Source organism: Pseudomonas sp. MC6, assembly GCF_054790575.1.
In genome coordinates this window covers 6,299,861-6,324,769 of sequence record NZ_CP186504.1, presented here as the reverse complement: position 1 = coordinate 6,324,769, position 24,909 = coordinate 6,299,861, and the positions used below count along the sequence as shown (strand labels likewise).

General features: G+C 58.9%; 15 protein-coding genes. 7 read left to right on the top strand and 8 right to left on the bottom strand.

Annotation, left to right across the window (positions count from 1 at the left end; genetic code table 11):
- Position 1 precedes the first annotated feature (1 nt).
- The 4 genes from ptsP to treP all read right to left on the bottom strand — a co-directional run bounded on the left by ptsP (position 2) and on the right by treP (position 7,057).
- Complete coding sequence (ptsP, locus tag ACOYXE_RS28515) at positions 2 to 2,530, bottom strand: phosphoenolpyruvate--protein phosphotransferase (RefSeq protein WP_405122940.1); 2,529 nt, start codon at positions 2,528 to 2,530, stop codon at positions 2 to 4.
- 62 nt (positions 2,531 to 2,592) lie between these two features.
- The gene (locus tag ACOYXE_RS28510; protein ID WP_160059299.1) at positions 2,593 to 3,816 is read right to left on the bottom strand and encodes a maltoporin; all 1,224 of its coding nucleotides are present in this window, start codon (positions 3,814 to 3,816) and stop codon (positions 2,593 to 2,595) included.
- A gap of 105 nt (positions 3,817 to 3,921) precedes the next feature.
- Positions 3,922 to 5,571, bottom strand: coding sequence for an alpha,alpha-phosphotrehalase (gene treC, locus ACOYXE_RS28505; RefSeq protein ID WP_160059300.1), 1,650 nt, complete (start codon positions 5,569 to 5,571; stop codon positions 3,922 to 3,924).
- 43 nt (positions 5,572 to 5,614) lie between these two features.
- The gene (gene treP, locus ACOYXE_RS28500; protein ID WP_160059301.1) at positions 5,615 to 7,057 is read right to left on the bottom strand and encodes a PTS system trehalose-specific EIIBC component; all 1,443 of its coding nucleotides are present in this window, start codon (positions 7,055 to 7,057) and stop codon (positions 5,615 to 5,617) included.
- A gap of 234 nt (positions 7,058 to 7,291) precedes the next feature.
- On the opposite strand from treP, the gene treR reads away from it, so the two are divergent.
- The 3 genes from treR (at position 7,292) to ACOYXE_RS28485 (ending at position 14,574) form a co-directional block, all read left to right on the top strand.
- Positions 7,292 to 7,996, top strand: a complete 705-nt coding sequence (gene treR, locus ACOYXE_RS28495; RefSeq protein ID WP_160059302.1) for a trehalose operon repressor — start codon at positions 7,292 to 7,294, stop codon at positions 7,994 to 7,996.
- Positions 7,997 to 8,098: 102 nt separating this feature from the next.
- Positions 8,099 to 11,185, top strand: a complete 3,087-nt coding sequence (locus ACOYXE_RS28490; protein ID WP_460927139.1) for a membrane-targeted effector domain-containing toxin — start codon at positions 8,099 to 8,101, stop codon at positions 11,183 to 11,185.
- A gap of 251 nt (positions 11,186 to 11,436) precedes the next feature.
- Entirely contained in the window at positions 11,437 to 14,574 is a 3,138-nt protein-coding gene (locus tag ACOYXE_RS28485; protein WP_460927138.1) for a membrane-targeted effector domain-containing toxin, read from the top strand.
- Between the two features lie 76 nt (positions 14,575 to 14,650).
- Here ACOYXE_RS28485 and guaA read toward each other — a convergent pair whose 3' ends face one another.
- The 4 genes from guaA to ACOYXE_RS28465 form a co-directional block, all read right to left on the bottom strand.
- Complete coding sequence (gene guaA, locus ACOYXE_RS28480) at positions 14,651 to 16,228, bottom strand: glutamine-hydrolyzing GMP synthase (RefSeq protein WP_160059305.1); 1,578 nt, start codon at positions 16,226 to 16,228, stop codon at positions 14,651 to 14,653.
- A gap of 99 nt (positions 16,229 to 16,327) precedes the next feature.
- Positions 16,328 to 17,797, bottom strand: coding sequence for an IMP dehydrogenase (gene guaB / locus ACOYXE_RS28475; RefSeq protein WP_007916845.1), 1,470 nt, complete (start codon positions 17,795 to 17,797; stop codon positions 16,328 to 16,330).
- 116 nt (positions 17,798 to 17,913) lie between these two features.
- Positions 17,914 to 18,462 (bottom strand): sugar ABC transporter ATPase, encoded by a 549-nt coding sequence (locus ACOYXE_RS28470; RefSeq protein ID WP_077574417.1) that lies wholly within the window; start codon positions 18,460 to 18,462, stop codon positions 17,914 to 17,916.
- Positions 18,463 to 18,598: 136 nt separating this feature from the next.
- Positions 18,599 to 19,366, bottom strand: a complete 768-nt coding sequence (locus tag ACOYXE_RS28465) for a sulfite exporter TauE/SafE family protein (RefSeq protein ID WP_160059306.1) — start codon at positions 19,364 to 19,366, stop codon at positions 18,599 to 18,601.
- A gap of 99 nt (positions 19,367 to 19,465) precedes the next feature.
- Between ACOYXE_RS28465 and ACOYXE_RS28460 the strand changes: the two genes are divergently transcribed.
- The 4 genes from ACOYXE_RS28460 (at position 19,466) to leuA (ending at position 24,832) form a co-directional block, all read left to right on the top strand.
- Complete coding sequence (locus tag ACOYXE_RS28460; RefSeq protein WP_160059307.1) at positions 19,466 to 20,353, top strand: LysR family transcriptional regulator; 888 nt, start codon at positions 19,466 to 19,468, stop codon at positions 20,351 to 20,353.
- Positions 20,354 to 20,484: 131 nt separating this feature from the next.
- On the top strand, positions 20,485 to 21,864 hold the full coding sequence (gene xseA / locus ACOYXE_RS28455; RefSeq protein ID WP_016984362.1) for an exodeoxyribonuclease VII large subunit: 1,380 nt from the start codon (positions 20,485 to 20,487) through the stop codon (positions 21,862 to 21,864).
- A 3-nt stretch (positions 21,865 to 21,867) separates the two neighbouring features.
- Positions 21,868 to 22,689 carry a M23 family metallopeptidase gene (locus tag ACOYXE_RS28450; RefSeq protein ID WP_160059309.1) on the top strand — a complete coding sequence of 274 codons (822 nt, stop codon included), beginning with the start codon at positions 21,868 to 21,870 and terminating at the stop codon, positions 22,687 to 22,689.
- 463 nt (positions 22,690 to 23,152) lie between these two features.
- Positions 23,153 to 24,832, top strand: coding sequence for a 2-isopropylmalate synthase (leuA, locus tag ACOYXE_RS28445; protein WP_016984364.1), 1,680 nt, complete (start codon positions 23,153 to 23,155; stop codon positions 24,830 to 24,832).
- The last annotated feature ends 77 nt before the right edge of the window (positions 24,833 to 24,909 follow it).

The window sequence follows — 24,909 nt, the reverse complement described above, 5'->3', positions numbered from 1 at the left end:
TTCAGTTCTCCAGAGCCCGTAAAGTATCGACGGTTGCCTCGTGAAACAGCTGCAACGCCTCGCGCACTTGCCCGGCACTTTCCAGACCGAGCACCTGTTGCGCGATGATCTGACAATCCGCCAGCGCCAGTTCGCGCACTGCTGCCTTGACCGGGGCGATCATCGGCACGCTCACCGACAACTCATCCACGCCCAACCCCAGCAACAGCGGCACCGCCAGACGTTCAGAGGCCATCGCCCCGCACACACCGACCCATTTGCCATGGGTGTGCGCAGCCTTCACAGTCATGGCGATCAGACGCAATACCGAGGGATGAAAACTGTCCGCCTGACTGGCCAGACGCGGATGATCGCGATCCATCGCCAAGGTGTATTGCGTCAGGTCGTTGGTACCGATCGAGAAGAAATCCACCAGCGGCGCAAACAGATCCGCCATCAGCGCCGCCGCCGGCACTTCGATCATGATTCCCAGCTTCGGTCGTTGCGTTAGCCCTAACGCAAGGATTTCCTCGTCGAGCATCTGCCGTGCCAGACGCAGCTCCGAGAGTTGCGTGACCATCGGCAACATGATGTGCAAACGCGTCAGCTCGCCGCAGCCGAGCATGGCGCGGAACTGTTCACGCAATAACTGCGGGCGCTCCAGACACAAACGAATGCCGCGCACGCCGAGGAACGGGTTGGTTTCGCTGTCCATCGGCACATAGGCCAGCGGTTTGTCGCCGCCGACATCAAGGGTGCGCACCACCAGATTGTGCGCAGGTCCCACGCAGCGGGCGATGGCGCTGTAAGTAGCGACCTGTTCGTCATGGCTCGGCGCGTGATTGCGCCCCAGATAGAGAAATTCCGAACGCAGCAGACCGACGCCCGCGCCTCCCAAAGCCATGGCCTGCTCGGTTTCAGCCAATGAGGCGACGTTGGCCGACACCTCGACGTGATGCCCGTCACGGGTTCGCGCGGCGAGGGTCGCGTTGGCCAGTTCATGCTCATGGCGTTGGCGCTGTTGCGCGTGGCGCGCCTGCCATTGTTTGATCGCCGACGGGTCCGGATGCACATGCAGTTCGCCCTTGTCGGCCTCAAGCAGTACTTGAGTGCCATTGCTCAGCGCGAGCATTTGCACCTGCACCCCGCAGATCGATGGCAGACCACAGGCGCGGGCAAGAATCGCCACGTGGCTGGTCGCGCCGCCCCCGACCGTAGCGAAACCCAGTACCTTGCTGGTATCGATGCCGGCGGTCTGCGAAGGCGTCAGTTGATCGGCAATCAGAATGCACCCTTGCGGCAGCTCCAGCACCTGATCACCAATCCCTAGAAGCAGCTTGAGCACGCGGCGCCCGACATCGGTCAGGTCCGCCGCCCGTTCGGCCAGCAGTGCACTGCCGAGTTGGCGAAACATGATCGCGGTTTCTTCAGTGGCGGCGCGCCAGGCGAAGGCCGCGCTTTTGCCCTCGTCGATCAACACTTGCGCCTGATCGAGCAGACCCGGATCTTCGAGCAGTTCCTGATGGGCCTTGAAGATCTCGGCTTCGGCTTCACCAGCAGCGGTATCACGCAGATGCTGCAAGGCCAGATCGGCTTCGATCAGGGCATTGGCGAGGGCTGCACACTCGACCTCTGCTCCGCCGCCGAACTCGCTGACGTCGAAGACCGGCTCGCTGATCTGCAGCACTTGGCCCAACGCCGAACCGGGTGACGCGCAGATGCCCCGCAGCAGCGTCAGCGTCTCGGTGGCGACGACATCGACAGGCGCCACCGACGTCACCGTTTCACCGCAGCCCTCGGTCAGTAACCGGGTCAGCGTATTGATTGCCGCGTCAGCGTCATCGCCCACCGCACTGAGCCGCACGCTATCGCCAAAAGCAGTTTGCAACGCCATGATCGCCACCAGCGATTTGGCGTTGGCTTGAGCCTGCTGCTTATGCAGGTAAATCTTTGCCGTGAAGCCCTTCGCCGCTTGCGCGAACACCGCCGCCGGGCGCGCGTGCAAACCATTGGGATTGGGCAGTTTCAATGGTTGCGAGAAAACAACCTGCCCCTCTGACGCCCCGGCTTCCTCGCTGAGTGCCTGCGTGCTGGCTATTTCAAGCAACGGCTGACCGCTTTCGACCTGTCCGCTCGACGCGACGAGCCAGGTAAACGGCTCACCGCTGACCACCAGCATCAACGTCATCAGGCTGCGCGCATGTCGGGCAATGTAATCGGCGTCGAACTCGATCAGGGCCTGCCCGGCAGCAACCCGTTGCCCCTCTTCGACCAGACGGGTGAAACCTTGCCCGGCGAGGTTCACCGTATCCAGGCCGATGTGCATCAATACCTGCACGCCGTTGTCATCAGTGATGCTCACGGCATGCCCGCTGGCCTGGACGTTGCTAATGACCCCGGCCAAGGGTGCACACAGCGTCGACGAGGTCGGGTCGATGCATAGACCATCGCCGATCACGCGTCCGGAAAATACCGGATCGGGCACTTGCTCAAGCGCCATCAGGACACCGGACAAGGGAGCCAGCAGTTGCAAGGGTTGGGGTGTGGCCATGACGTCACCTGCAGTTTTATTCTTTGAAGTGCCGATGGAGCGCGACGCGCCATCAGCATCGCTTATTTCCACCAGTATTCGACCTGCAATCCGACATTCGCGCCGTGGCGGGCATTACCGAAGGCGCCGGTATCGGACAACGCAGAACCTTTCGCCAGTTGGTTGGCCGCACGCTTGGCAGCCTCGTTCCAGGTGGCGTACGTGTAATACAAACGCACCTCGGGACGCGCCCAGAACTCCGGCCCTTTGGGCGACCAGGTCGGGGCAAACGTGAACTTGCTCAGCTTGCGCGTGCCGCCCGGCGCTTCGACTTGATCGTGACCCAGTTCGCTCACCAGTTTGAAGTGTTCGCTGAGCGCGTAGGCAGGCCGTACCCCCAACGAGATCCAGTTCTGATCGGCACCGTCCGGGCGAATGTCTTTCTGATACACCGCCGCGATTTGTCCGCCAAAACGCGGGGTCACCTGCCAGTCGAAAAACTCGACGATCCGGTAACTCTTGTTGCCGTCATCCAGTTTGACGTTGCCGGTATAACCCAGCCCGGTGCCCGGCCCTTCACCGTATTGCAGGGCCAGTTTGTTCTTGCCGCCGAGAAAATCCTTTTGCACATGTTGCGTGGTGATTGCCCAGCCTCGGTGGGCATCGCGGCTGTCGGGTTTGTCGATATAACTCAAGCCGAACTCCAGCTCACCGCCCGGGTTGGTCTTGAAACCGGCCACGTTGAAGTCGTGCCGATTGATGTAGTCCTTCTGGTACAGGTTGTCCTTGCGCGAGAAGGCATAGCTGTATTTCAGGTCGCCGATCAGCACGTCTTCAACCCCGCCTCCCGTGGCGCTCTGGTTCCAGTAATAGAAGTCGGAAATGTGAATGTCATTGCGCTTGTAGTAACGGCGCCCCGCCCACAGCGAACCGCCATTGAGCGCAGGCACCGCCGACCACTGTGCGTAGGCCTGCGGCAAGCGTATCGAACCATTGTCTTCTTTGAAGGTGGGGCTGCGGTCGTAGCGGTTATACAGTGAGGCCATGCCATCGACGCTCAGGACCGAACCGTCGTCGAGGGTGTACAGATCCTGACGCAACTCCAGCTCTCCGTACTGCTCGCATTCATTACCCAAACGATATTTCGTTTGCGCACCGGGTAACTGGAAGCACGACTGACCGCTGCTGTTGACCGACGTACCGACACCACTACGCAAGTAACCGCCGAACTCCAGCGCTTGTGAATTCGGCGGTAAGGCCAGGCAAAAACCTGCGACTGCAAGGCTGCGATTTATTGTTGTTTTCATAAGCCACCCCATTGTTTTTATTGTCTGGTTGCATGAATTCGGCGCGCAGAAATCCCCCGCGCAGTGCTCTGCGTGTTTTTTGAACGTTGTTTTTTTAGTTAAAGGTCAGGGATCGATCAGGTGCAGGACGAAGGACTCGTAAGGTCGCAACGTCACCTGGCGCTTGCGCAACGCGCCCTCTGGATAATTGCTGATCAACTGGCGCTGGCTCATCGATTCACTGATGACCGTCGCCGGTAATTCCACTTCACAGGTTGTCCCGTAGAAGTTGTTCACCACCAACAGGCGCTCGGCATCACCTTCACGCACATACGCCCAGACTTGCGGATGTTCCGCCAGCAATTGTCGGTACAGCCCTTCGGTGATCAACGGCTCGTGGCGACGTAACGCGATCAGACGGCGGTAGTGATGCAACACCGATTCCGGATCATCGATCTGGTGGGCAACGTTGATCTGCGCGGCATTCGCCGGCACGCCGATCCACGGTTCGACGCTACTGAAACCGGCGTTCGGGCCGGCGTCCCAGTGCATCGGTGTACGGCCGTTATCACGGGACTTCTGCATGATCGCCGCCATGTTGTCGGCATCGCTGCTGCCGGCTTCGCGCTTGAGGCGAAAGATGTTCAGCGTCTCGACATCGCGATAATGCTCGATCGATTCGAACCCCGGATTGGTCATGCCCAACTCTTCGCCCTGATACACGAAAGGCGTGCCTTGGAGAAAATGCAATGCAGTGCCGAGCATCTTCGCCGAGAGCTCGCGGTGTTCGCCGTCATCGCCAAAGCGCGAAACCACTCGCGGTTGATCGTGGTTACACCAGAACAGCGCGTTCCAGCCACCGCCGGCCTGCATGCCGGTCTGCCAGTCGGACAGAATCCCCTTGAGCTGAAGGAAATCGAAGTCGGCGCGTACCCACTTCTGCAGGTTCGGATAATCGACTTTCAAGTGGTGAAAGTTGAAGGTCATCGACAGTTCTTTAGACTGCGGATTGGAATAACGAATGCAGTGTTCGAGGCTGGTCGATGACATCTCGCCGACATTGATCAGCTCGTGCCCTGCGAAGACTTCGCGGTGCATCTGCTGCAAGTACGCGTGGACATTCGGCCCGTCGGTGTAGAAGCGTCGGCCATCACTGCTGTCCTCGGGAAAGTCTTCGGGCTTGGAGATCAGATTGATCACGTCCAGCCGAAAACCACCCACACCCTTGTCTCGCCAGAACTGCATCATCCGGAACACTTCGGCACGCACCTGAGGGTTGTCCCAATTCAGGTCGGCCTGGGTGTGGTCGAACAGGTGCAGGTAATACTGACCGGTCTGGGCCTCGTACTCCCAGGCGGAACCGCCGAACTTGGATTCCCAGTTGTTCGGCTGATCACGCCAGATATAGAAGTCACGGTAAGGGTTGTCGAGGCTGCTGCGCGCCTGCTGGAACCAGATGTGTTCGATCGAGGTGTGATTGACCACGATGTCGAGCATCAGCTTGATCCCGCGCTTGCCCGCTTCGGCGATCAGCAATTCACAATCGGCCATGCTGCCGTAGCTCGGGTCGATGGCGTAGTAATCGCTGATGTCGTAGCCATTATCACGCTGCGGCGAACGCAGAAACGGCGTGATCCACAAGCAATCGACACCCAGCCAGTGCAGGTAGTCGAGCTTGGCGACGATACCGAGCAGATCACCTGTCGGGTTGCCGGCGTGGCTATGAAAACTCTTCGGGTAGATCTGGTAGATCACCGAACGCTGCCAGTCTTGCATGGCTCATTTCCCTCTTGAATTTTACGAGCTCCTACAGATCGATTCAGGCAACCCGATAACCGGGCCGGACAATCTTCATGCTCAATGCACAGGTCAGAACAAACGGCACGAGCATGGCAATCAGCATCCCCAGCACAAACATCGGGATGTACTGCGGAATGATCGAGATGAATCCCGGCAGGCCACCGACGCCGATGGCCGAGGCCTGAACCTTGTTCAGCGAAAGGAATACGCAGCCCAGCGCCGAGCCGGTGAGCGCGGCATAGAACGGAAATTTGTAACGCAGGTTGACCCCGAACATCGCCGGCTCGGTGATACCGAAGTAGGCGGAAATCGCCGAGGTCGACGCCATGCTCTTGTCCCGCGCATTACGGGTCATCCAGAACACCGCCAGGGCGGCACTGCCCTGAGCGAGATTGGACATGACGATCATCGGCCAGATGAAGGTGCCGCCCTGGGTCGAGATCAATTGCAGATCGACCGCGAGAAACATGTGGTGCATGCCGGTGATCACCAGCGGCGCATACAGCAGACCGAAAATCGCGCCACCCACCATCGGCGCCAGGTCAAACAGCATGACCAGCCCTTCGGTGATAAAGATTCCGATGTGGCGAGTCACCGGGCCGATTACCGCCAGCGCCAGCACGCCGGTGACGACGATGGTGGTGATCGGAACCACGAGCAACTGAATCGCGTTGGGCACGCGTGCGCGCAGCCATTTTTCGATGACGCTCATCACGTAGGCGGCCAGCAGAATCGGCAGGATCTGCCCCTGGTAACCGACCTTTTCCACCTGGAACAACCCGAGAATGTCGAAGTACGGCAGTTGCTGCCCGTCCAGCCCGGCCACGGCCTTGCCGTAGTTCCAGGCGTTGAGCAGATCGGGATGCACCAGCATCAGACCGAGCACGATGCCGAGGATCTCGCTGCCGCCAAAGCGTTTGGCCGCCGACCAGCCCACCAGCGCCGGCAAAAACACGAACGAGGTGTTGGCCATCAGGTTGATCAGGCTCCACAGCCCGTCGAGTTTCGGGTAGGCATCGAGCAGGGTTTGCCCTTCGATGAACATACCTTTGGCGCCGAGCAGATTGTTGATGCCCATCAACAGGCCGGCAATGATCAGCGCCGGCAGGATGGGCATGAATACGTCGGAAAACACCCGCACCAGACGCTGCATGGCGTTGATCTTTTCGGCGCTTTTCTGTTTGACGTCAGCGATGGTCGACGCCGCGAGACCGGTCTGCCGACGCAATTCGGCATAGACCTTTTCCACGTCACCCGGACCGATCACCACCTGATAGAGGCCACCGGTGAAGAACGAGCCTTTGACCAGATCGATCTGGTTGAGCGTGGCGCTGTCGACCAGGCTCGGGTCCTTCAGGGCCAGTCGCAACCGCGTGACGCAATGGGCGCCCTGTTCGAGGTTGTCGCTGCCACCGAGGCTCTGCAGCAATTGCGCGGCGATGTTCGGGTAGTCGTGGCTCATGCTTGTTCTTCCGCTGGGATTGTTGTTATTGGCAGCACGCCGAAGCGAAAAATACTCGTCTGTACGAGTTAATGCAACAACTCGTACAGACGAGTTTGTTTATGTATGTTCCCGCCAGACCGAAGACGAATTTTCCTACTCGTCCCTAAGGCGATTTCCATCGTCCACATGGACAAAGCCCTACCCTGGCCGTAAGGTTCGAAGCTTTGAGCACCGTCGGCACCGAGCCTCCCCATGAGCAAATACAACCAGATCTATAGCGATCTGCTGGCCAGCATCACGACTGAACGCCTGGAGCGCGGCGCCCGCTTGCCCTCTGAAACCGAACTGATGGACAGCTATCAGGCCAGCCGTGGCACGGTGCGCAAGGCTATCGAACTGCTTCAGGAGCGCGGCTTTGCGCAGAAGATCCACGGCAAGGGCACCTTCGTGCTTTCGACCAACCCGATCGAGTTTCAGCTCGGTGGCATCGTCAGCTTTCAAGAGACCTACCCACGCCTGGGCAACGACGTCAGCACCGAAGTGGTCGAAATGAGCCAGATCCCGCTCGAAGGCGCCCTGCTTGAGCACATCCATGCCGAACCGGGCAGCCTCATCACGCGGATCAAGCGTGTGCGGCGGATTGACGGCAAACGGGTCATCCTCGACATCAACCATTTTGTCAGCGAAGTGATTCCCGGCCTGTCTCTCGATATCGCCGAACAGTCGATCTACGCCCATATCGAACAGACTCTGCAGTTACAGATTGCCTACGCCCAACGCACCATCGAAGCCGTGCCGCGCAGCAAGGACGATCAACTGCACCTGGACCTCGACGGCCAGAGCCATGTGATCGTGGTCAGCAACCAGACCTTCCTTCAGGACGGTCGTCAGTTCGAGTACACCGAATCACGGCACACCCTCGACAAGTTCTACTTTTCCGACGTAGCCCGACGCTGACCCCCGCACGTTTCGAACAACAATGTGCGGTACATATGTAGTGCACTCCACTTGAGTGAACAGGCCATGCTTGGCCTTCATTTTCTCAAGGATGGAGAAAGCATGAACGCCCACCTACCACCGCCCCTGCCTAACGCCGCGGACAAAGCGGCTCTGAAGAAGATCGCCTTTACTGTCGTGCAAAACTGCCCCGGCCTGCAGGAAGCAGCACAGCAAGCTGCCCGTGATCTACTGGAAGCAAACGGCTTGTCGAGCCTCGATCCGGATCAGGTTTACTTCCATCGTTTCAAGACTGCCCAGAGCAGCGTCCACACGTTTACCGGTTGGGAGCACATCGATGAAAAGCCCTACGAATCGATGACCCTGACACAGCTGGTTATTCATCGTTTTCGCGCGACCGACCAGGACAACGCCGATCTTCTCGACTTGTACGGCGGTTTTTATACAAAAGGTCCGCAAACCGGGAATTTCGACGAAAAAAATCAGGTGCGACTGCATGGCAACGAGGTTTTGAAAGCGTTCTGGAGCCTCGATTTCAGTGGTCACTACACCGCCATCCTGACGGACTTCTGGAACACTCACGCCGACGATTTCCGCACCTTGGCCAAATGCAATTTTCTCAACAGGGCGGTGCAGGCTCTGGATCTTGGGCAGCTCACCAGTCATGACTTTCAATGGCTGGTAAATTCAGTGGTGGGGCCTGTCAGTTGGCCGGTCACCCTGAACATGCTGCAAGCGAGTCGAACTGCAACGGGGGATGTTTATGCCTTTGACGTCGACGGGCATGTCGCCACTCGGTTGCTGCGCATTGTTGACTCTGCGGGTCGGCAGATTATCTATCTGCCCGGTGAGGCCGAAGCATTCGTGATCAAGGACACGGCGGCGGATCTGCATTGGTGGGTGCTGGAGCAGATGAACGACGCGAAACGCCGCGCGTCCTTCCTGGATCACTTTGCCCTCGCCGACCGTCAACACATGAGCGAGAACGTGACCGATCTGATGAATCGCCTGGTGGGCACTTGGGGCCGGTCCGATCATCACCTGATCAACCGTACAAACCTGGTGCTGACCGATGATGCATTCAGTTGGCTGCGCGACTCGACTCGCCAGGCGATGTTTGCAGAAGCCCAACTGTCGCTGACATCCAATGGCGATCTGCGCAAAAAGCTGTGGATCGGCTACCTGAGTGGGGGCCTCAAGGTGTTCGGGCCGATGGCCACTGTCGGTTGGCCACTGGCATTGCCAGTGATTGGCGCCACCCTCGCCAGCATGGGTCTGAATATCGATCAGGCACAAAACGGCAAGACAAGGGCCGAGCGCAAGGCCGGCTTGCTGGGCGCAGTCTTGAGTGGCATCAACCTGTTATTCAACCTCCCATTACTTATCGACACCGGGTCGATGCTGGAGGTTGGCGCAGAAGTCGAGGCGGCGGAGGCCGCAGAAATGGCCGAGTACAACGAAGCCTTGAGTCCTGCTGTCGAGAGCGACAACCCATCGCCAATCATGGTGCCGGACGATGTCGATATCACCCTGCCGAATCTTCACGAGACCGTGCTGATCCCGGCGCAAAAAACCGCACCGCCGCCGGTGCCCGAACGCTATCAATGCAACGAGTTGCTCGACGGCACAGCACTCGACGAAGAGTCCGGGAAATACCACGGTGTTTACCGTCTCGACTCCGATCCGCCCTACGCCATTCTGATGAATGACACTCCCTACTATGTGCGCTACTTCGCCAATTCTCGCGGTAGTGGTGATTGGGCAATCGTTGACCCGGAGCGACCCAATCAGTTTGTCCACGCCTTACCGGTCCGCCTCAATGGCGCAGGCGAGTGGGAGCGGATGCCTGCACTGGGACTCAAAGGAGGCGGTCAATGCATGGGCAAAAAATGCACCCCGGATATCGAACTCGATACCTTCGAACCCGTACCGCCCGAGATACCCGCAGAAGAGGCGGCAGAACCGCAGCCCTCGACATCGCGCCCTCCACGTCCGGTGAACAGCGCCTACGACATCGATCCGCTCGTGCGCCGTTCGATAAGAGGCTGGGCGTTGAACCTCAACGAAACCCATGCCCAGTTACAGCCCGACGGGGCCGGTGGCTTTGGCATGGACGACCCGTTCGAGCTGCATGCCGTTGGTAAACGCCTGCTACTGCAGAGTTCAGCCAGAAGCTTTTTCAAGAATCTGCCGTGGATGATCCAGCCCGCGCGGCCAACGCTGCCCGAGCTCAGCGGCTCGATGCCACTGGCCGAACTTGTCGATGGCATTTTTGAAAACGCATCAGGTCTGGTGGTAGGAGAAACCCTTGATCGCATCGCCAGCATGCGTTTTCTGATTGAAAGCATGCCGGCATTGGCCCGCCACGCGAAAACCCTCTACCTGCGCGGGCTGCTCAGTGACTTCGCTCAGGTTGAACTGAATCGCTACTTCACCAGTGGCATTATGTCCGCGGACCTGCGCAGTTATTTGATCAGTCTCGGCACCGATCCGGGCGGTCGTTTCAACCCACTGAAACTGGTTCAGATAGCAGGAGCGAACGGGGTTCGAGTCCAGGCGCTCGACTGCGCCGCGAGCTACAAAATGAAAACACCTCTGCCCTCCGTCGACGAGCAAATGATGAGCACCTACCTGACAAACAACATCATGACCGGCGACGTCTACCTCAACAGCCCGCAGAAATGGATTGTCGTGACGGATGCTCAAAACACCAACACCTTCAGAGGACTACTGGGTGTCAGTGAGTTGAAGGGAGCAATCGGCCTGAGAATCGCTGAAGTCGGCCCCGGTGAAGACCTGGGCGTTGATGTCGATCCGGGTATTGAAGTACCACGCGGCAGCTCGCCCGGCGGCGCTGTCAGGCAAGGTAATCCGGACCTTCTGCGCGCCGACTTGCGATTGAAAGTTCAGGCACCTGAGCAGGCCTGGAGCGAGGAGACGCTGGAGAATCTTTTGTACAGGCGTGGCATGTATCTGTTTGAAAAAGCGGGGGACAGCTACACGCTGATCCACCGCAGCAAACAAGGCATGCTCCAGCGCACGCCGATAACTCGATTGAGCGACGGCAAAGTCTCCCTTCACCGACCTGCGTGGCAGCGGGTGAATGACATCGCGTACGCCAACCTGAAGGACATGTCTCAGCGGCTGTCCGATACCGGACTGATATTGCGTAGCCGGATCCCTGATTGAGGCTCTCCGGTTAAACATGAGCAGGGGAAACCCGACAACAAAAAATGCCCGTCAGCAAAACTGACGGGCATTTTTCATCAAGCTTCCTCCGCACTTGTGAAGCCAGCTAGCGCCTGCAGGACGTCCTGCAATCTGCCCTCCTCCAGCACTCCCACCCTATTATCAACAAGGGCAATGCGGTAGCCCGGTAGTGCACTGCCCTTGCGCGAATCAGTCATGCTCGATCTTTGTTTCTCAAGGATGAAGAACGCATGACCTCACCCGAACGACGTCTCCTGCCAAACGCAGCGGATAAAACTGCCCTCAAAGCCATTGCCGCGACTATCGTGCAGACCTGCCCGAGTTTGCTCGACGCAGCCCGGCAAGTCGCCAACGAAATCCTGGCGGAAAAAGGACTGTCCGGCCTCGATCCTGACCGGATTTACTTCCACCGTTTCAAAACGGCGCAGAGCAGTGCGTTGACCTTCACTGGTTGGGAACATGCGCTGGAAAAACCTTACGAAACGCTCACCCTCACGCAGTTGGTGATCCATCGCTTTCGCGCGACCGATCAAGACAACGCAGATCTGCTTGGCCTCTACTGCGGCTTCTACTCGGATGGCCCGGAGGCAGAGAACTTCAATCAGAGCAATGAAGTGCGATTGCTCGGCAGCGATGTGCTGAGGGCATTCTGGGATGTCGACTTCAGCGCGCGCTACACAGGTCAACTGACGAGATTCTGGCAAACCTCGGCGGATAACTTCCGCGCCCTGGCAAAGTGCAACTTTCTCAGTCTGGCTGTGCAGGCGCTGCAGCAGGGTGACCTGGATGGCGCTGATTTTCAGCGCATCGTCGGCTCGGTCATCGGGCCCGTCACTTGGCCCGTTACCTTGCAAATGCTGCAAGCGCTACACCCGGTCGGTGCTGAAGTGCGGGCGCTGGATCTCGATGGCCACGTCGCCTTCAATGCTCTGCGTCTGGTGGAAAGCAGTGGCCGCCAGACCCTTTACTTGCCAGGCGAGGCCCGAGCATTCCTCTTTAAGGACAATGAAGCGGATCTGCATTGGTGGATACTTGAGCAGATGAATTCAGACGACAAGCGCACGGCATTTCTCCAGCATTTCCCGCTGGCTGACCGTAATCACATCAACGAAAACCTCACCGATCTGATGAACCGCCTGGTGAGCACCTGGGGTCACAGCGATCACCGCATGATTAATCGCAGCAACGTCGCGATCAGCGGTGACGCATTCACTTGGTTGAGCGAGTCGACACGTTCAGGCATGGTTGCCGAGGCGCACTTGGCGCTCACGTCCAACAACGACCTGCGCAAAAAACTCTGGATCGGTTATTTGAGTGCCGGGCTGAAAGTATTCGGCCCGATGGCAGCGGTGGGCTGGCCCTTGGCGTTGCCTTTGATTGGCGCCAGCATCGCGAACATGGGATTGAACATCGATCAGGCCATCAACGGCATTACGCCCACCGAACGCAAGGCCGGTGTTACTGGTGCAGTGCTCAATGCCATCGACATTGTGTTCAGCATTCCGTTTCTGATCAGCACGGGCGCGCAACTTGAAGTGGGCCCGCAGGTGGATTTTGCCGAAGCTGAAGAAATGCTCGGGTTGATCGAGTTCACTTCGCCAGACTCACCCTTCTTGCCGCCTCTGGATCAACCGCCAGTCCCGGTGGTTGATCCAGAGGTAGCCGTTGAGCTGACAAACGAAATCCCCACCGAGACTCCCATCGCATCCATCCGGCCGTTGGCCACGGCTGCTGCGCGCCAAGGTTCGCCCTTGCCAAAGATTCCTGCCCGATATCGATGCAACGAATTACTGGTCCACCGCTCTGTAGAGGCAGCGCCGGGCAAATATGAAGGTATTTACCGCCTGGACAAGGATCCGGGCCATGCCATCGAAATGGAGGGTAGCGCGTACTACGTGCGCTACTTCGCCGACTCCGAAGACGCCGGCAACTGGGCCATCGTCAATCCCGAGCGACCCAATCAGTTCGCTTACTCGTTGCCAGTACGCTTCGGCAGTAGCGGCAAGTGGCAACGCATACCCGCCTTGCGTCTCAGGGGAGGCGGCCAATGCGTGGGCAAGGCCTGTTTCCTGGACTCCGACCTTTCCTCGTCCTCGGCCCAGGCTTCATCAACGCCGTCAGCGGAGCTTCCCCTCGTCGAACCGGTTTCACCGGTCGCGCGACCACTGCGCCTGGTGACGCCCCTCAACGACATCGAAGGCGTGGACATGGCGAGAATGAAAAGATGGGCAATGAACTTGCCCGAGACGTTCGCCGAGCTCTCCAGTGCAAACCGCGGTAAACCATCAAGTGTCGATACGTATGCGGCCTATTTTCGCGACAGACGCTCGTCCTTGCTAAACGAAGCCAAAGAGTATTACTCCGAGCTGAACTGGACCAACTTGCCCGCACGGCCCGTCATCCCGCCAATCGATGCCGCGATGCAGACGGCTGAGTTGATTGATCGCATCTTTGCCAATACCGATGGACTGGTCGTCGGCGAAACCCTTGATCGCATCGCCAGCACACGCTTCATGATCGAAAACATGCCGGCGTTCGCACGGCATATCAACACGCTGTACGTACGGGGTTTGCTGAGTGATTTTGCTCAGGCAGATCTCAACGACTTTTTCCTGTCGGGAGAGATGTCAGAGGATCTTCGAGGCTACTTGTCCAGCCTGGGTACTGACCCTGATGGCCGGTTCAACATGCTGGAATTGATCAAGGCTGCCCAGGCCAATGGCATCCGGACCCAAGGTCTTGAAGTCGCGCACAGTTACAAGCTGAAGATACCGCTGACTTCGATCGAAGAGCAGATGATCCACGCCCGGCTCGCCTCTCAAATCATGTGGGGTGACGAACTCCTCAACAGGCCAGGCAAATGGGTTGCCCTGGTCGAGGCAACGAGCACCAATACCTTCAGAAATCTGCCCGGCATCAGCGAACTCAGGGGTGGCATCGGGTTACGGATTGAAGAAGCGACATCCACCGAAGTGGCCGGCGTCAGGATAGACCCGGGACTGGAAGTCGCTCGGGGCCCGTTTGATAACGGGGCATCGACGCGCAACTCATCCGACTTTCTATTCGCTGATCTGCGCTTGCAGATCGAAACGCCTGTGCCGCGTTGGACTGAGGCAACAGTGAATACCCTGCTGAATCGCAACGGCATGTTCATGCTCGAAAAAACCCAGAATGCATACACGCTTGTGCGTCGCAACAGCGACGGCAATATTGTTCGAACAATGGTGAATCGCCGAGGGGATGGTCAGGTTTACATCTGGGCACAGTCGATGCCCCGAATCAGCGGCATCATGTTCCGTGACATCGGCGCGTTATCCCAGCGCCTGATAGAGATCGGCTTGACCCTGCAAAGTCGCTTACCCAGCTAACCCGTTTTCCGGGCATGAAACGAAAAAACCCTTGGCTTCAGGCCAAGGGTTTTTCGTTAATCAACTTGCAGCGGGATCATTCCCACTCAATGGTCGCCGGCGGCTTGCTCGACACGTCGTAAGTGACGCGGGAGATGCCTTCGATTTCATTGATGATGCGGCCGGAGACGGTTTCCAGCAATTCGTAGGGCAGGTGTGCCCAACGCGCGGTCATGAAGTCGATGGTCTCTACGGCACGCAGGGCCACGACCCAGGCGTAACGACGGCCGTCGCCAACAACGCCAACCGATTTCACTGGCTGGAACACCACGAAGGCCTGGCTGACTTTATGGTACCAGTCGGCTTTGCGCAGTTCTTCGATGAAGATGTGGTCAGCGCGACGCAGCAGGTCGGCGTATTCCTTCTTCACTTCACCGAGGATGCGCACGCCCAGACCCGGGCCCGGGAACGGGTGACGGTAGACCATGTCGTACGGCAGGCCCAGTTCCAGGCCCAGACGACGGACTTCGTCCTTGAACAGTTCGCGCAGTGGCTCGACCAGTTTCAGGTTCATTTCTTCCGGCAGGCCGCCCACGTTGTGGTGCGACTTGATTACGTGAGCCTTGCCGCTTTTCGCGCCAGCCGACTCGATCACGTCCGGGTAGATGGTGCCCTGCGCGAGGTACTTGATGTTTTCCAGTTTATTGGACTGGGCATCGAAGACGTCGATGAAGGTACGACCGATGATCTTGCGCTTCTTCTCCGGATCGGCTTCGCCGGCCAGGTTGTTGAGGAACTGATCTTCAGCGTTGGCGCGAATGACTTTGACGCCCATGTTCTCGGCGAACATGGCCATCACTTGCTCGCCTTCGTGCAGACGCAGCAGGCCATTGTCGACGAAGACGCAGGTCAGTTGGTCGCCGATGGCTTTGTGCAGCAGCGCGGCAACCACCGAGGAGTCAACACCACCGGACAGACCCAGCAGCACGTTGTCGGTGCCGACTTGTGCGCGGATGTTGGCAATGGCGTCTTCAGCGATCTTCGACGGGGTCCACAGGGCTTCACAGCCGCAGATGTCGAGGACAAAACGCGACAGGATGCGACCGCCCTGCTTGGTGTGGGTCACTTCCGGGTGGAACTGCACGCCGTAGTAACCACGGTCGTCGTTGAACATACCGGCGATCGGGCAGCTCGGGGTGCTGGCGAGGATGTGGAAGTCTTCCGGCATCCTGGTGACCTTGTCACCGTGGCTCATCCACACGTCGAGGCCGAACAGGCCGTCAGCGTCGATATGGTCTTCGATGCCGTCGAGCAGGCGGCTCTTGCCGACCACGTCAACGCGGGCGTAACCGAACTCACGCAGTTCGGAACCTTCAACCTTGCCGCCCAGTTGCTCGGCCATGGTCTGCATGCCGTAGCAGATACCGAAGACCGGTACGCCCAGATCGAACACTGCCTTTGGGCAGCGCGGGCTGTCGGCGACGTGCACGGACTCGGGGCCGCCGGCGAGGATGACGCCTTTAGGAGCGAATTCGCGGATCGCATCTTCGTCCATGTCGAACGGGTGCAGTTCGCAGTACACACCGATTTCACGCACGCGGCGGGCAATCAGTTGGGTGTATTGCGAACCGAAGTCGAGGATCAGGATGCGGTGAGCGTGAATATCGAGGGCCATGATTCAGTCTCGTCTAAGTCGTTCAGAAACAGTCGTGATTCAGAAACAACTCGGGGCTGAATCAAACAGCCCCGGTTGCTTACTTTATTGCTTGAAGGCTCAACCTACGCGGTAGTTTGGCGCTTCTTTGGTGATCTGCACGTCGTGAACGTGGGATTCGGCCATGCCAGCGCCGGTGATCCGCACGAATTCAGGCTTGGTGCGCATCTCTTCGATGTTGGCGCTGCCGGTGTAGCCCATCGAGGAACGCAGACCGCCCATCAACTGGTGAATGATCGCGCTCAGGGTGCCTTTGTAAGGAACACGGCCTTCGATGCCTTCCGGAACGAGTTTCTCGGCGCCTGCCGAGGAGTCCTGGAAGTAACGGTCGGAAGAACCTTGTGCCTGGGACATGGCGCCCAGCGATCCCATGCCGCGATAAGCCTTGTACGAACGGCCCTGGAACAGTTCGATTTCGCCCGGCGCTTCTTCAGTACCGGCGAACATCGAGCCCATCATCACGCAGGAAGCACCGGCTACGATGGCCTTGGACAGGTCACCGGAGAAACGGATGCCGCCGTCGGCGATCAACGGAACGCCAGTGCCTTCAAGGGCAGCGGCGACATTGGCGATGGCACTGATTTGCGGGACGCCGACACCGGCGACGATACGGGTGGTGCAGATCGAGCCAGGGCCGATACCGACCTTGACTGCGTCAGCGCCTGCTTCGGCCAGAGCCTTGGCAGCGGCGCCGGTGGCGATGTTGCCGCCGATCACCTGCACTTCAGGGAAATTCTCTTTGACCCAACGAACGCGGTCGATCACGCCTTTGGAGTGACCGTGCGCGGTATCGACTACCACGACGTCCACGCCAGCATTGACCAGAGCGGCAACGCGGTCACCGGTGTCTTTACCGGTGCCGACAGCGGCGCCAACGCGCAGACGACCTTGATCGTCCTTGCTGGCCAGCGGGTAGGCTTTGGCTTTTTCGATATCGTTGACGGTCATCATGCCTTTGAGGGCGAATTTGTCGTCGACGATCAGCACGCGCTCGATGCGGTGCTTGTGCAGCAGTTCGCGTGCTTCGTCCTTGCTCGCGCCTTCCTTGATCGTGACCAAACGCTCTTTGGGCGTCATCACTTCACGGACGGTGGCTTCCAGACGGCTTTCGAAACGCACGTCACGGGAGGTGACGATGCCGACCAGGTCGCCATCGTGCAGCACCGGAACGCCGGAAATGTTGTGCATGCGGGTCAATTCAAACAGATCACGAACCGTGGCATCAGCCTCGATGGTGATCGGATCCTTGACGACGCCGGCTTCGAACTTCTTGACCTTACGCACTTCGGCAGCTTGCTGCTCGATGGTCATGTTCTTGTGGATAATGCCGATGCCACCTTCCTGAGCCATGGCGATTGCCAAACGGGCTTCAGTGACGGTGTCCATTGCAGCAGAAACCAGAGGAATGTTCAGCTCGATGCCACGGGTAAGGCGGGTCTTGAGACTGACTTCGTTAGGAAGCACCTCGGAATAACCAGGCACTAAGAGAATGTCGTCGAATGTCAGAGCTTCTTGGCTGATACGCAGCATCGCGGGGGCTCCCGAGCGGGAAAATGGAAGCGCGCCATTATAGTCATCCACCCCCTGCTGTTCAATGTAAAACTCAGCTTAATATCAATGTTGCTGATGTACGGAGATCCCCGGCCCTACAGCTCCACCTTGACCCAAGAGACAGGTTGATCGAGCCAATCGGCGAACTCATCGATAAAGCTCTGCTTGAAGCCCGCCTCCAGCCAGTTGTTGAAGATGAAACCGAGGTTGGAAAACGCACATTCCTGCAAAAACAGAAAACCGTTGATGTCATCTTCATGCCCGCATTCCGGGCAAGTGAAGTTGTCGGTGCGACCTGGAAACCAGTCTTCAAGGCTTTCGAACAGCGCTTCGCCGACCTCGCGACGGCACTCGGCGCAACCGGCTTCTTCGAGAAAACCTTTGGCCGGGGTGTAGATGCAGCGTTTGGTGACGATCTCCAAGCCGTTGATCGGCTCACCAAACGGCAACGCTTGCGGGTGCAGCACCACGGCGCGCGCGCCGTCAGCGATCGCGTAAGCCATGCGATTGCCGGTGCGGCCACAGGTGCTCAGCTCTTCTTTGATGATGTTCTTGCGTACCAGCCAGCGCACGATCGCCCGCGCCCGGGGCTCGTGGACCGGCAGGGTGGAGATTTTCGGGACGATGATGCTTTGCGAATTCATGGAAAGTCCTGCGGTATGGCTTCTGACGCCTTCGCGAGCAGGCTCGCTCCCACAATGGAATGCAGTTCCCTGTGGGAGCGAGCCTGCTCGCGAAGAGGCCCTAAAGGCCGGCAGCTTAATCCCTGACGAAATCCGGTCAAGTGCTGAGGTAGCGCCCGATCAACGCCAGCCCGCTCGCTAGCACCAGCCATGTCACCAGCCGCACAAACGCTTCGCGCGACAACTTCATGGTCAACCGCCGCCCGATCCACAATCCCAACGCCATGGCCGGTAACAAACACAGCGCCAACATCAACAAGGGTAGCTCGGCATACACGCCGGCGATGGCAAAAAGACTTAAACGCACCACCGTGCTGCAACTGATCAGCGCACTTTGCGTGGCCCGAGCTGAGTCTTTCGGCAGTCGGCTGTTGAGATAAATCGCATATAAAAAGCCGCCACTGCCAAACAGCGCCCCAAACAACCCGCCCACCGTGCCCATCGGCACCGCCCACCCCGCCGACAATTGCGTCGGCCGCGCTTTCACCCACAGGCTGTAAATCGCGTAAGCGCTGATAAACAATCCCATCAATAACAGCAACACATCGGATTTGAGGTTGAGCAGGAAAATAACCCCAAGCGTACAGCCCACCGCCATGCATGGCAGTAGCCGCAACAACTCCGGTTTCGCCACATCCCGCCGCGACGGCAGCAGGTTGCCGAACGCCGCGACAAAATCCAGCAGCACCAGCAACGGTACGATCTTCGACAACGGCATGAACAGAATCAGGATCGGCCCGGCCACTAACGCCGTGCCGAACCCGGCAATGCCGAAAACGATATAGGCCAGGGCGATCCCCAGCCCAATCACCGCCCAGCCGCCGGCGCCCCACGCCCAGTCACTCAACAATCCCGCCACGCTCATCGATTCGCGTCCTTAATAAACCTGCAATGACTTTAGCCAGCGTCGAGCGTTGCGACTAATATCTTCAAAGCCACCGACCCATCTCAAAAAGGCATTGCTGTGCTTTCAACCCGTCAATTGCGTTACTTCGTGGAAATCGCCGAATGCGGCAGTTTCAGTGCGGCGGCCGAGCGCCTGTTTATCGCGCAATCGGCGCTGAGCCGGCAAATCAAGGACATGGAAACGCGTCTGCAAACACCGCTGTTCGAACGCACGGCACGCCAGCCCCGACTGACGGCGGCGGGCGAAGCGTTTTTGCCGCGGGCAAGAAATCTGCTCAATGAGCTGAGCAAGGCCAGCGCCATGGCCACTGAGGTCGGCAATGGTCAGCTCGGCACCTTGCGCCTCAGCCATTCCAGCACAGTGTCGATCAGCGGCCGTTTGCTCAGAGACATCGGCGCGTATCTGCAGCGACAACCCGGTGTATCGCTGGACATCGGCAAGTTGTCTTCCGAGGCGCAACTGGAAGAGTTGGCCGAGGGCCGACTCGATATTGGCTTGCTGCGCCTGCCGGTGTTACGCCAGCGTGAAGGGCTTCAGATTGTGCCGCTGTTTACTGAGCGGTTGCTGCTGGCGGTGCCGATGGATCATCGATTGGCGGAGGCTGAGCGAGTCGATCTGGCGCAATTGAAGGACGAAGCGTTCATCTCCATTCCACACCCGCAACGCGGCGGACTGAGCTACCTGTGTGCCGACTTGTGCATGCGCCAGGGTTTCTTCCCGAAAGCGGCGCGGGTGATGTCGCGCAAGACCACGCAGCTACAGTTGATTCGGGCCGGCTTCGGCATTGCACTGCTGCCGGAATCGATGCAGGACATCGCCCCGAGCGGCGTGCGTTTTGTACCGCTGGCCGATCCCGATTGCCAAAGCACCGTCGCCCTCGCCTATCGCCAGAATCCCACTCCGCTGATTCACCACTTCATCGAAAACTTCACAACCCCCTTGTAGGAGTGAGCCTGCTCGCGATAGCGGTTGAACATTCAACCTATCCTGCGACTGACACACCGCTATCGCGAGCAGGCTCACTCCTACAGGGGACTTGTGGTGATTCAACGGCAAATGCCTTTAAACTGCGCCCCATGATTAAAGATCCCTTTGCAAGACTTGGCCTGGACCGTGAAGTCCTGACCGTCAGCCAGCTCAACGGCCGCGCGCGGGTGTTGCTTGAAGACGTGTTCAGCAACATTTGGGTCGAAGGCGAAATCTCCAACCTCGCCCGCCCGGCGTCCGGCCACATCTATTTCACCCTCAAAGACAGCGGCGCGCAGGTGCGTTGCGCGCTGTTCCGGCAGAACGCCGCGCGAGTGCGCCAGGCGTTGAAGGACGGCTTGGCGGTGAAGGTGCGCGGCAAGGTCTCGCTGTTCGAGGGCCGTGGCGACTATCAGCTGATCCTCGACACTGTGGAGCCTGCCGGTGACGGCGCGCTGCGTCTGGCTTTCGATGCACTCAAAGAAAAGCTCAGCGCCGAAGGCCTGTTCAGTGCCGAACGCAAAGTGCCGCTGCCCGCGCATCCGCAACGCATCGGCATCATCAGTTCGCCGACCGGCGCGGTGATTCGCGACATCATCAGCGTGTTCCGCCGCCGTGCGCCGCAAGTGCAACTGACGCTGATTCCGACCGCCGTGCAGGGCCGCGAAGCCACCGCACAAATCGTTCGTGCGCTGAAAATGGCCGATGCCCGTGGCTTCGATGCGTTGATCCTCGCCCGTGGCGGCGGTTCGCTGGAAGACCTTTGGTGCTTCAACGAAGAAGCCGTGGCCCGTGCCGTTGATGCGTGCGTGACGCCGATTGTCAGCGCCGTCGGCCATGAAACCGATGTGTCGATCAGCGACTTTGTTGCCGACGTGCGCGCACCGACGCCATCTGCAGCTGCCGAGTTGCTCGCTCCGGATTCCAGTCATCTGATCCGTCAGGTCGAAAGCCTGCATCGCCGCTTGGTGATGCGCATGCGCGACCGTTTGATGCGTGATCGCCTGCGCCTGGAAGGCATGGCCCGTCGCCTGCGCCATCCCGGTGAACGTCTGCGCCAGCAAGCGCAGCGTCTGGACGATCTGGACATGCGCATGCGCCGGGCGTTCGAGCGTCACCTCAATACTCGCCGCGAACGCTTGATCCGCCTGGAAACCCGTCTCGCCGGGCAACATCCGGGACGGCAATTGGCGATGCTGCGCCAGCGACTCGACAGCCTCGCCGAACGCTTGCCCCGCGCCATGCGCGAAGGCCTGAAAAATCGCCGTCTGCAACTGCACAGCCAGATGCAGACGCTGCATGTTGTCAGCCCGTTGGCAACGCTCGGTCGTGGCTACAGCATTCTGCTCGATGAGCGTGGCCACGCAATCCGCAACGCCGCCCAGACCCACACCGGCCAGCGCCTGAAAGCCAAACTCGGCGAAGGCGAACTGCAAGTGCGCGTCGAGGACAATCACCTGACGCCTGTCACCCTCTCTTTACTGGACTGATCCATGCCGCGTTTTCTCGCTCCATTGTTTTTGCTCTGCCTGACCTTCAATGCCCACGCAGACAGTTACATCACCCGGCTGCTGAACAAACCGGTGCCGGGTGGCGTGGCGGTGGTTGATCTGGGCGCGGCCGCGCAGGCACCGAAAGCCACGTATCAGGGCAAACCGGTGCTGGTGGTGAAAGAACAGAACAACTGGCTGGCGATTGTCGGCGTGCCGTTGACGGTGAAGCCGGGCGCGCAGCAGATCAGCAGCGGTGGGCGCAATCTGCCATTCACCGTGGGCAACAAGAAATACCCGGAACAGCGCATTACCCTGAAGAACAAACAGCAAGTCAACCCGGATCAGTCGAACCTCAAACGCATCGAGGGTGAACTGGCCGAGCAGATCAAGGCGTATCGCAGCTTCAGCCCGAACACACCGAGCAATTTGCTGCTGGACAAACCGGTCAATGGGCCGCTGTCGAGCAAATTTGGTGTGCGTCGCTTCTTTAACGATGAAGAGCGCAACCCGCATGCGGGCCTCGACTTCGCGGTGCCGGCGGGTACGCCGATCAAGACCCCGGCGGCGGGCAAGGTGATCCTCACCGGCAATTACTTCTTCAACGGCAACACCGTGTTTGTCGACCATGGGCAGGGCTTTATCAGCATGTTCTGCCACATGTCGAAGATTGATGTGAAAGTCGGCGATCAACTGGCGCGCGGCGCGGTGGTCGGCAAGGTTGGCATGACCGGCCGCGCGACCGGCCCGCACATGCACTGGAATGTCAGCCTGAATGATGCGCGGGTGGATCCGGCGATTTTCATTGGCGCATTTCAACCTTGAATATGTGTTGAGGCGACCGGCCTCTTCGCGAGCAGGCTCGCTCCCACAGGGGATCTTAATCACAACAAAGATCCCCTGTGGGAACGAGCCTGCTCGCGAAGGCGGCCTATCAAACACCGCCACACTCAATGAATCTTCAAAAACTCAATTGCGCCCCAATCTAACCTCGCGCAAATATCACAATAATCAGCGACCTCCAGCGCAATAAAATCCTGCAAAAACCCGCTTTCCGAGTATTCCTCTCAATTTTTTCCGACTGCTTGCCAACCTCTCCCCCCGCGGTTAGGGTTGAAGGCATGAAAACCTCTCACACCCTCATTCAGCTTCGCCAGCACCGCAGCCTGTGCCTCGTCAGTGCACGACTGCCAGGCTGAATCGCGGCACCTCGTCCCACGCTTTTCCCAGAACATTCGTAACACCGGCAGGCCGCCTCTTTTCGGCCCAGACAATAAGGAATTTCCCGATGAGCATGCTCAAAGATCCGTCTTCGAAATACCGCGCGTTTCCTGTCATCAACCTGCCGGATCGCACCTGGCCGTCGAAAACCATCGACACCGCGCCGATCTGGTGCAGTTCCGACCTGCGTGACGGCAACCAGTCGCTGATCGAACCGATGGACGCGGTGAAAAAGCTGCGCTTCTGGAAAACCCTGGTGCAGGTCGGTGTAAAGGAAATCGAAGCCTCGTTCCCGGCCGCTTCGCAAACCGACTTCGACTTCGTGCGTACCCTGATCGAAGAAGGCCACATCCCGGACGACACCACCATTCAGGTGCTGACCCAGGGCCGTGAAGATTTGATCGAGCGTACTTTCGAATCCCTGCGCGGTGCGAAAAAAGCCATCGTTCACTTGTACAACGCCACCTCGCCTTCTTTCCGTCGCATCGTCTTCAACCAGGACAAGGACGGTATCAAGGCCATCGCCGTGAACGCGGCCAAGCTGTTCGTCAAATACGCGGCGATGCAGCCGGACACCGAGTGGACCTTCGAATACTCGCCGGAAACCTTCAGCGCCACCGAGCTGGAATTCGCCAAGGAAGTCTGTGACGCGGTGATCGAGGTGTGGAACCCGACGCCTGAGCACAAGATGATCCTCAACCTGCCCGCCACCGTTGAGTGCGCGACACCGAACATCTACGCCGATCAGATCGAGTGGTTCGGCCGCAATATCAACCGTCGTGACAGCGTGATCATCAGCCTGCACACCCACAACGACCGTGGCACTGGCGTCGCGGCTACCGAACTGGGCCTGATGGCTGGCGCCGATCGCGTCGAAGGCTGCCTGTTCGGCAACGGCGAGCGTACCGGTAACGTCGACCTCGTCACCGTCGCGTTGAACATGTACACCCAGGGTCTCGACCCGCAGCTGGACTTCTCCGACATCGACGGCGTGCGCAAAGTCGTCGAAGAGTGCAACCAGATTCAGGTTCACCCGCGTCACCCGTACGTTGGCGACCTGGTGCACACCGCGTTCTCCGGCTCGCACCAGGATGCAATCCGCAAGGGCTTCTCCCAGCAGAAACCAGACGCGCTTTGGGAAGTGCCGTACTTGCCGATCGACCCGGCCGACATTGGCCGCAGCTACGAGGCAGTTATTCGCGTCAACAGCCAGTCGGGCAAGGGCGGCATCGCTTACTTGCTGGAGCAGGAATACGGCATCAGCCTGCCACGTCGCATGCAGATCGAATTCAGCCAGGTGGTGCAGCGTGAAACCGATCGTCTCGGCCTGGAGATGACCGCCAAGCAGATCCACTCGCTGTTGATCAGCGAATACCTGCAAGCCAACACCCCGTACGCGCTGGTCAGCCATCGCCTGCAGGAAGAAAACGGCAACAGCGCCGTCGAAGTGGAAGTGGCGAGCAAAGGTCAGGGCGAAACCAACCTGCACTGGCGCGGCAAAGGCAACGGTGCGCTGGAAGCACTGGTCGCCGGCCTGCCGGTTCCGGTGGAGATCATGGACTACAACGAACACGCGATCGGCGCGGGCACCAATGCCAAGGCAGCGGCGTACATTGAGCTGCGTGTGAATGGCGAACGTGCGGTGCACGGCGTGGGTATCGATGAAAACATCACCACGGCCAGCTTCAAGGCCCTGTTCAGCGCGCTGAACCGCTCGCTGAGCCAGCCTGAGGCGAAAGCGGCGTAATCGACCGCTGAAATGCAAAAGGCCCCGGCGTTTGAACTTCGGGGCCTTTTTGTTGAAGATCAAAAGATCGCAGCCTT

Bases quoted from the DNA above. Each gene is read 5' to 3' on its own strand.
- leuA (WP_016984364.1), top strand. From the start codon at position 23,153: ATGAGCATGCTCAAAGATCCGTCTTCGAAATACCGCGCGTTTCCTGTC.
- guaB (WP_007916845.1), bottom strand. From the start codon at position 17,797: ATGCTGCGTATCAGCCAAGAAGCTCTGACATTCGACGACATTCTCTTA.
- guaA (WP_160059305.1), bottom strand. From the start codon at position 16,228: ATGGCCCTCGATATTCACGCTCACCGCATCCTGATCCTCGACTTCGGT.
- treR (WP_160059302.1), top strand. From the start codon at position 7,292: ATGAGCAAATACAACCAGATCTATAGCGATCTGCTGGCCAGCATCACG.
- ACOYXE_RS28470 (WP_077574417.1), bottom strand. From the start codon at position 18,462: ATGAATTCGCAAAGCATCATCGTCCCGAAAATCTCCACCCTGCCGGTC.
- ACOYXE_RS28485 (WP_460927138.1), top strand. From the start codon at position 11,437: ATGACCTCACCCGAACGACGTCTCCTGCCAAACGCAGCGGATAAAACT.
- ACOYXE_RS28450 (WP_160059309.1), top strand. From the start codon at position 21,868: ATGCCGCGTTTTCTCGCTCCATTGTTTTTGCTCTGCCTGACCTTCAAT.
- ptsP (WP_405122940.1), bottom strand. From the start codon at position 2,530: ATGGCCACACCCCAACCCTTGCAACTGCTGGCTCCCTTGTCCGGTGTC.
- ACOYXE_RS28490 (WP_460927139.1), top strand. From the start codon at position 8,099: ATGAACGCCCACCTACCACCGCCCCTGCCTAACGCCGCGGACAAAGCG.
- ACOYXE_RS28510 (WP_160059299.1), bottom strand. From the start codon at position 3,816: ATGAAAACAACAATAAATCGCAGCCTTGCAGTCGCAGGTTTTTGCCTG.
- ACOYXE_RS28465 (WP_160059306.1), bottom strand. From the start codon at position 19,366: ATGAGCGTGGCGGGATTGTTGAGTGACTGGGCGTGGGGCGCCGGCGGC.
- xseA (WP_016984362.1), top strand. From the start codon at position 20,485: ATGATTAAAGATCCCTTTGCAAGACTTGGCCTGGACCGTGAAGTCCTG.
- treP (WP_160059301.1), bottom strand. From the start codon at position 7,057: ATGAGCCACGACTACCCGAACATCGCCGCGCAATTGCTGCAGAGCCTC.
- treC (WP_160059300.1), bottom strand. From the start codon at position 5,571: ATGCAAGACTGGCAGCGTTCGGTGATCTACCAGATCTACCCGAAGAGT.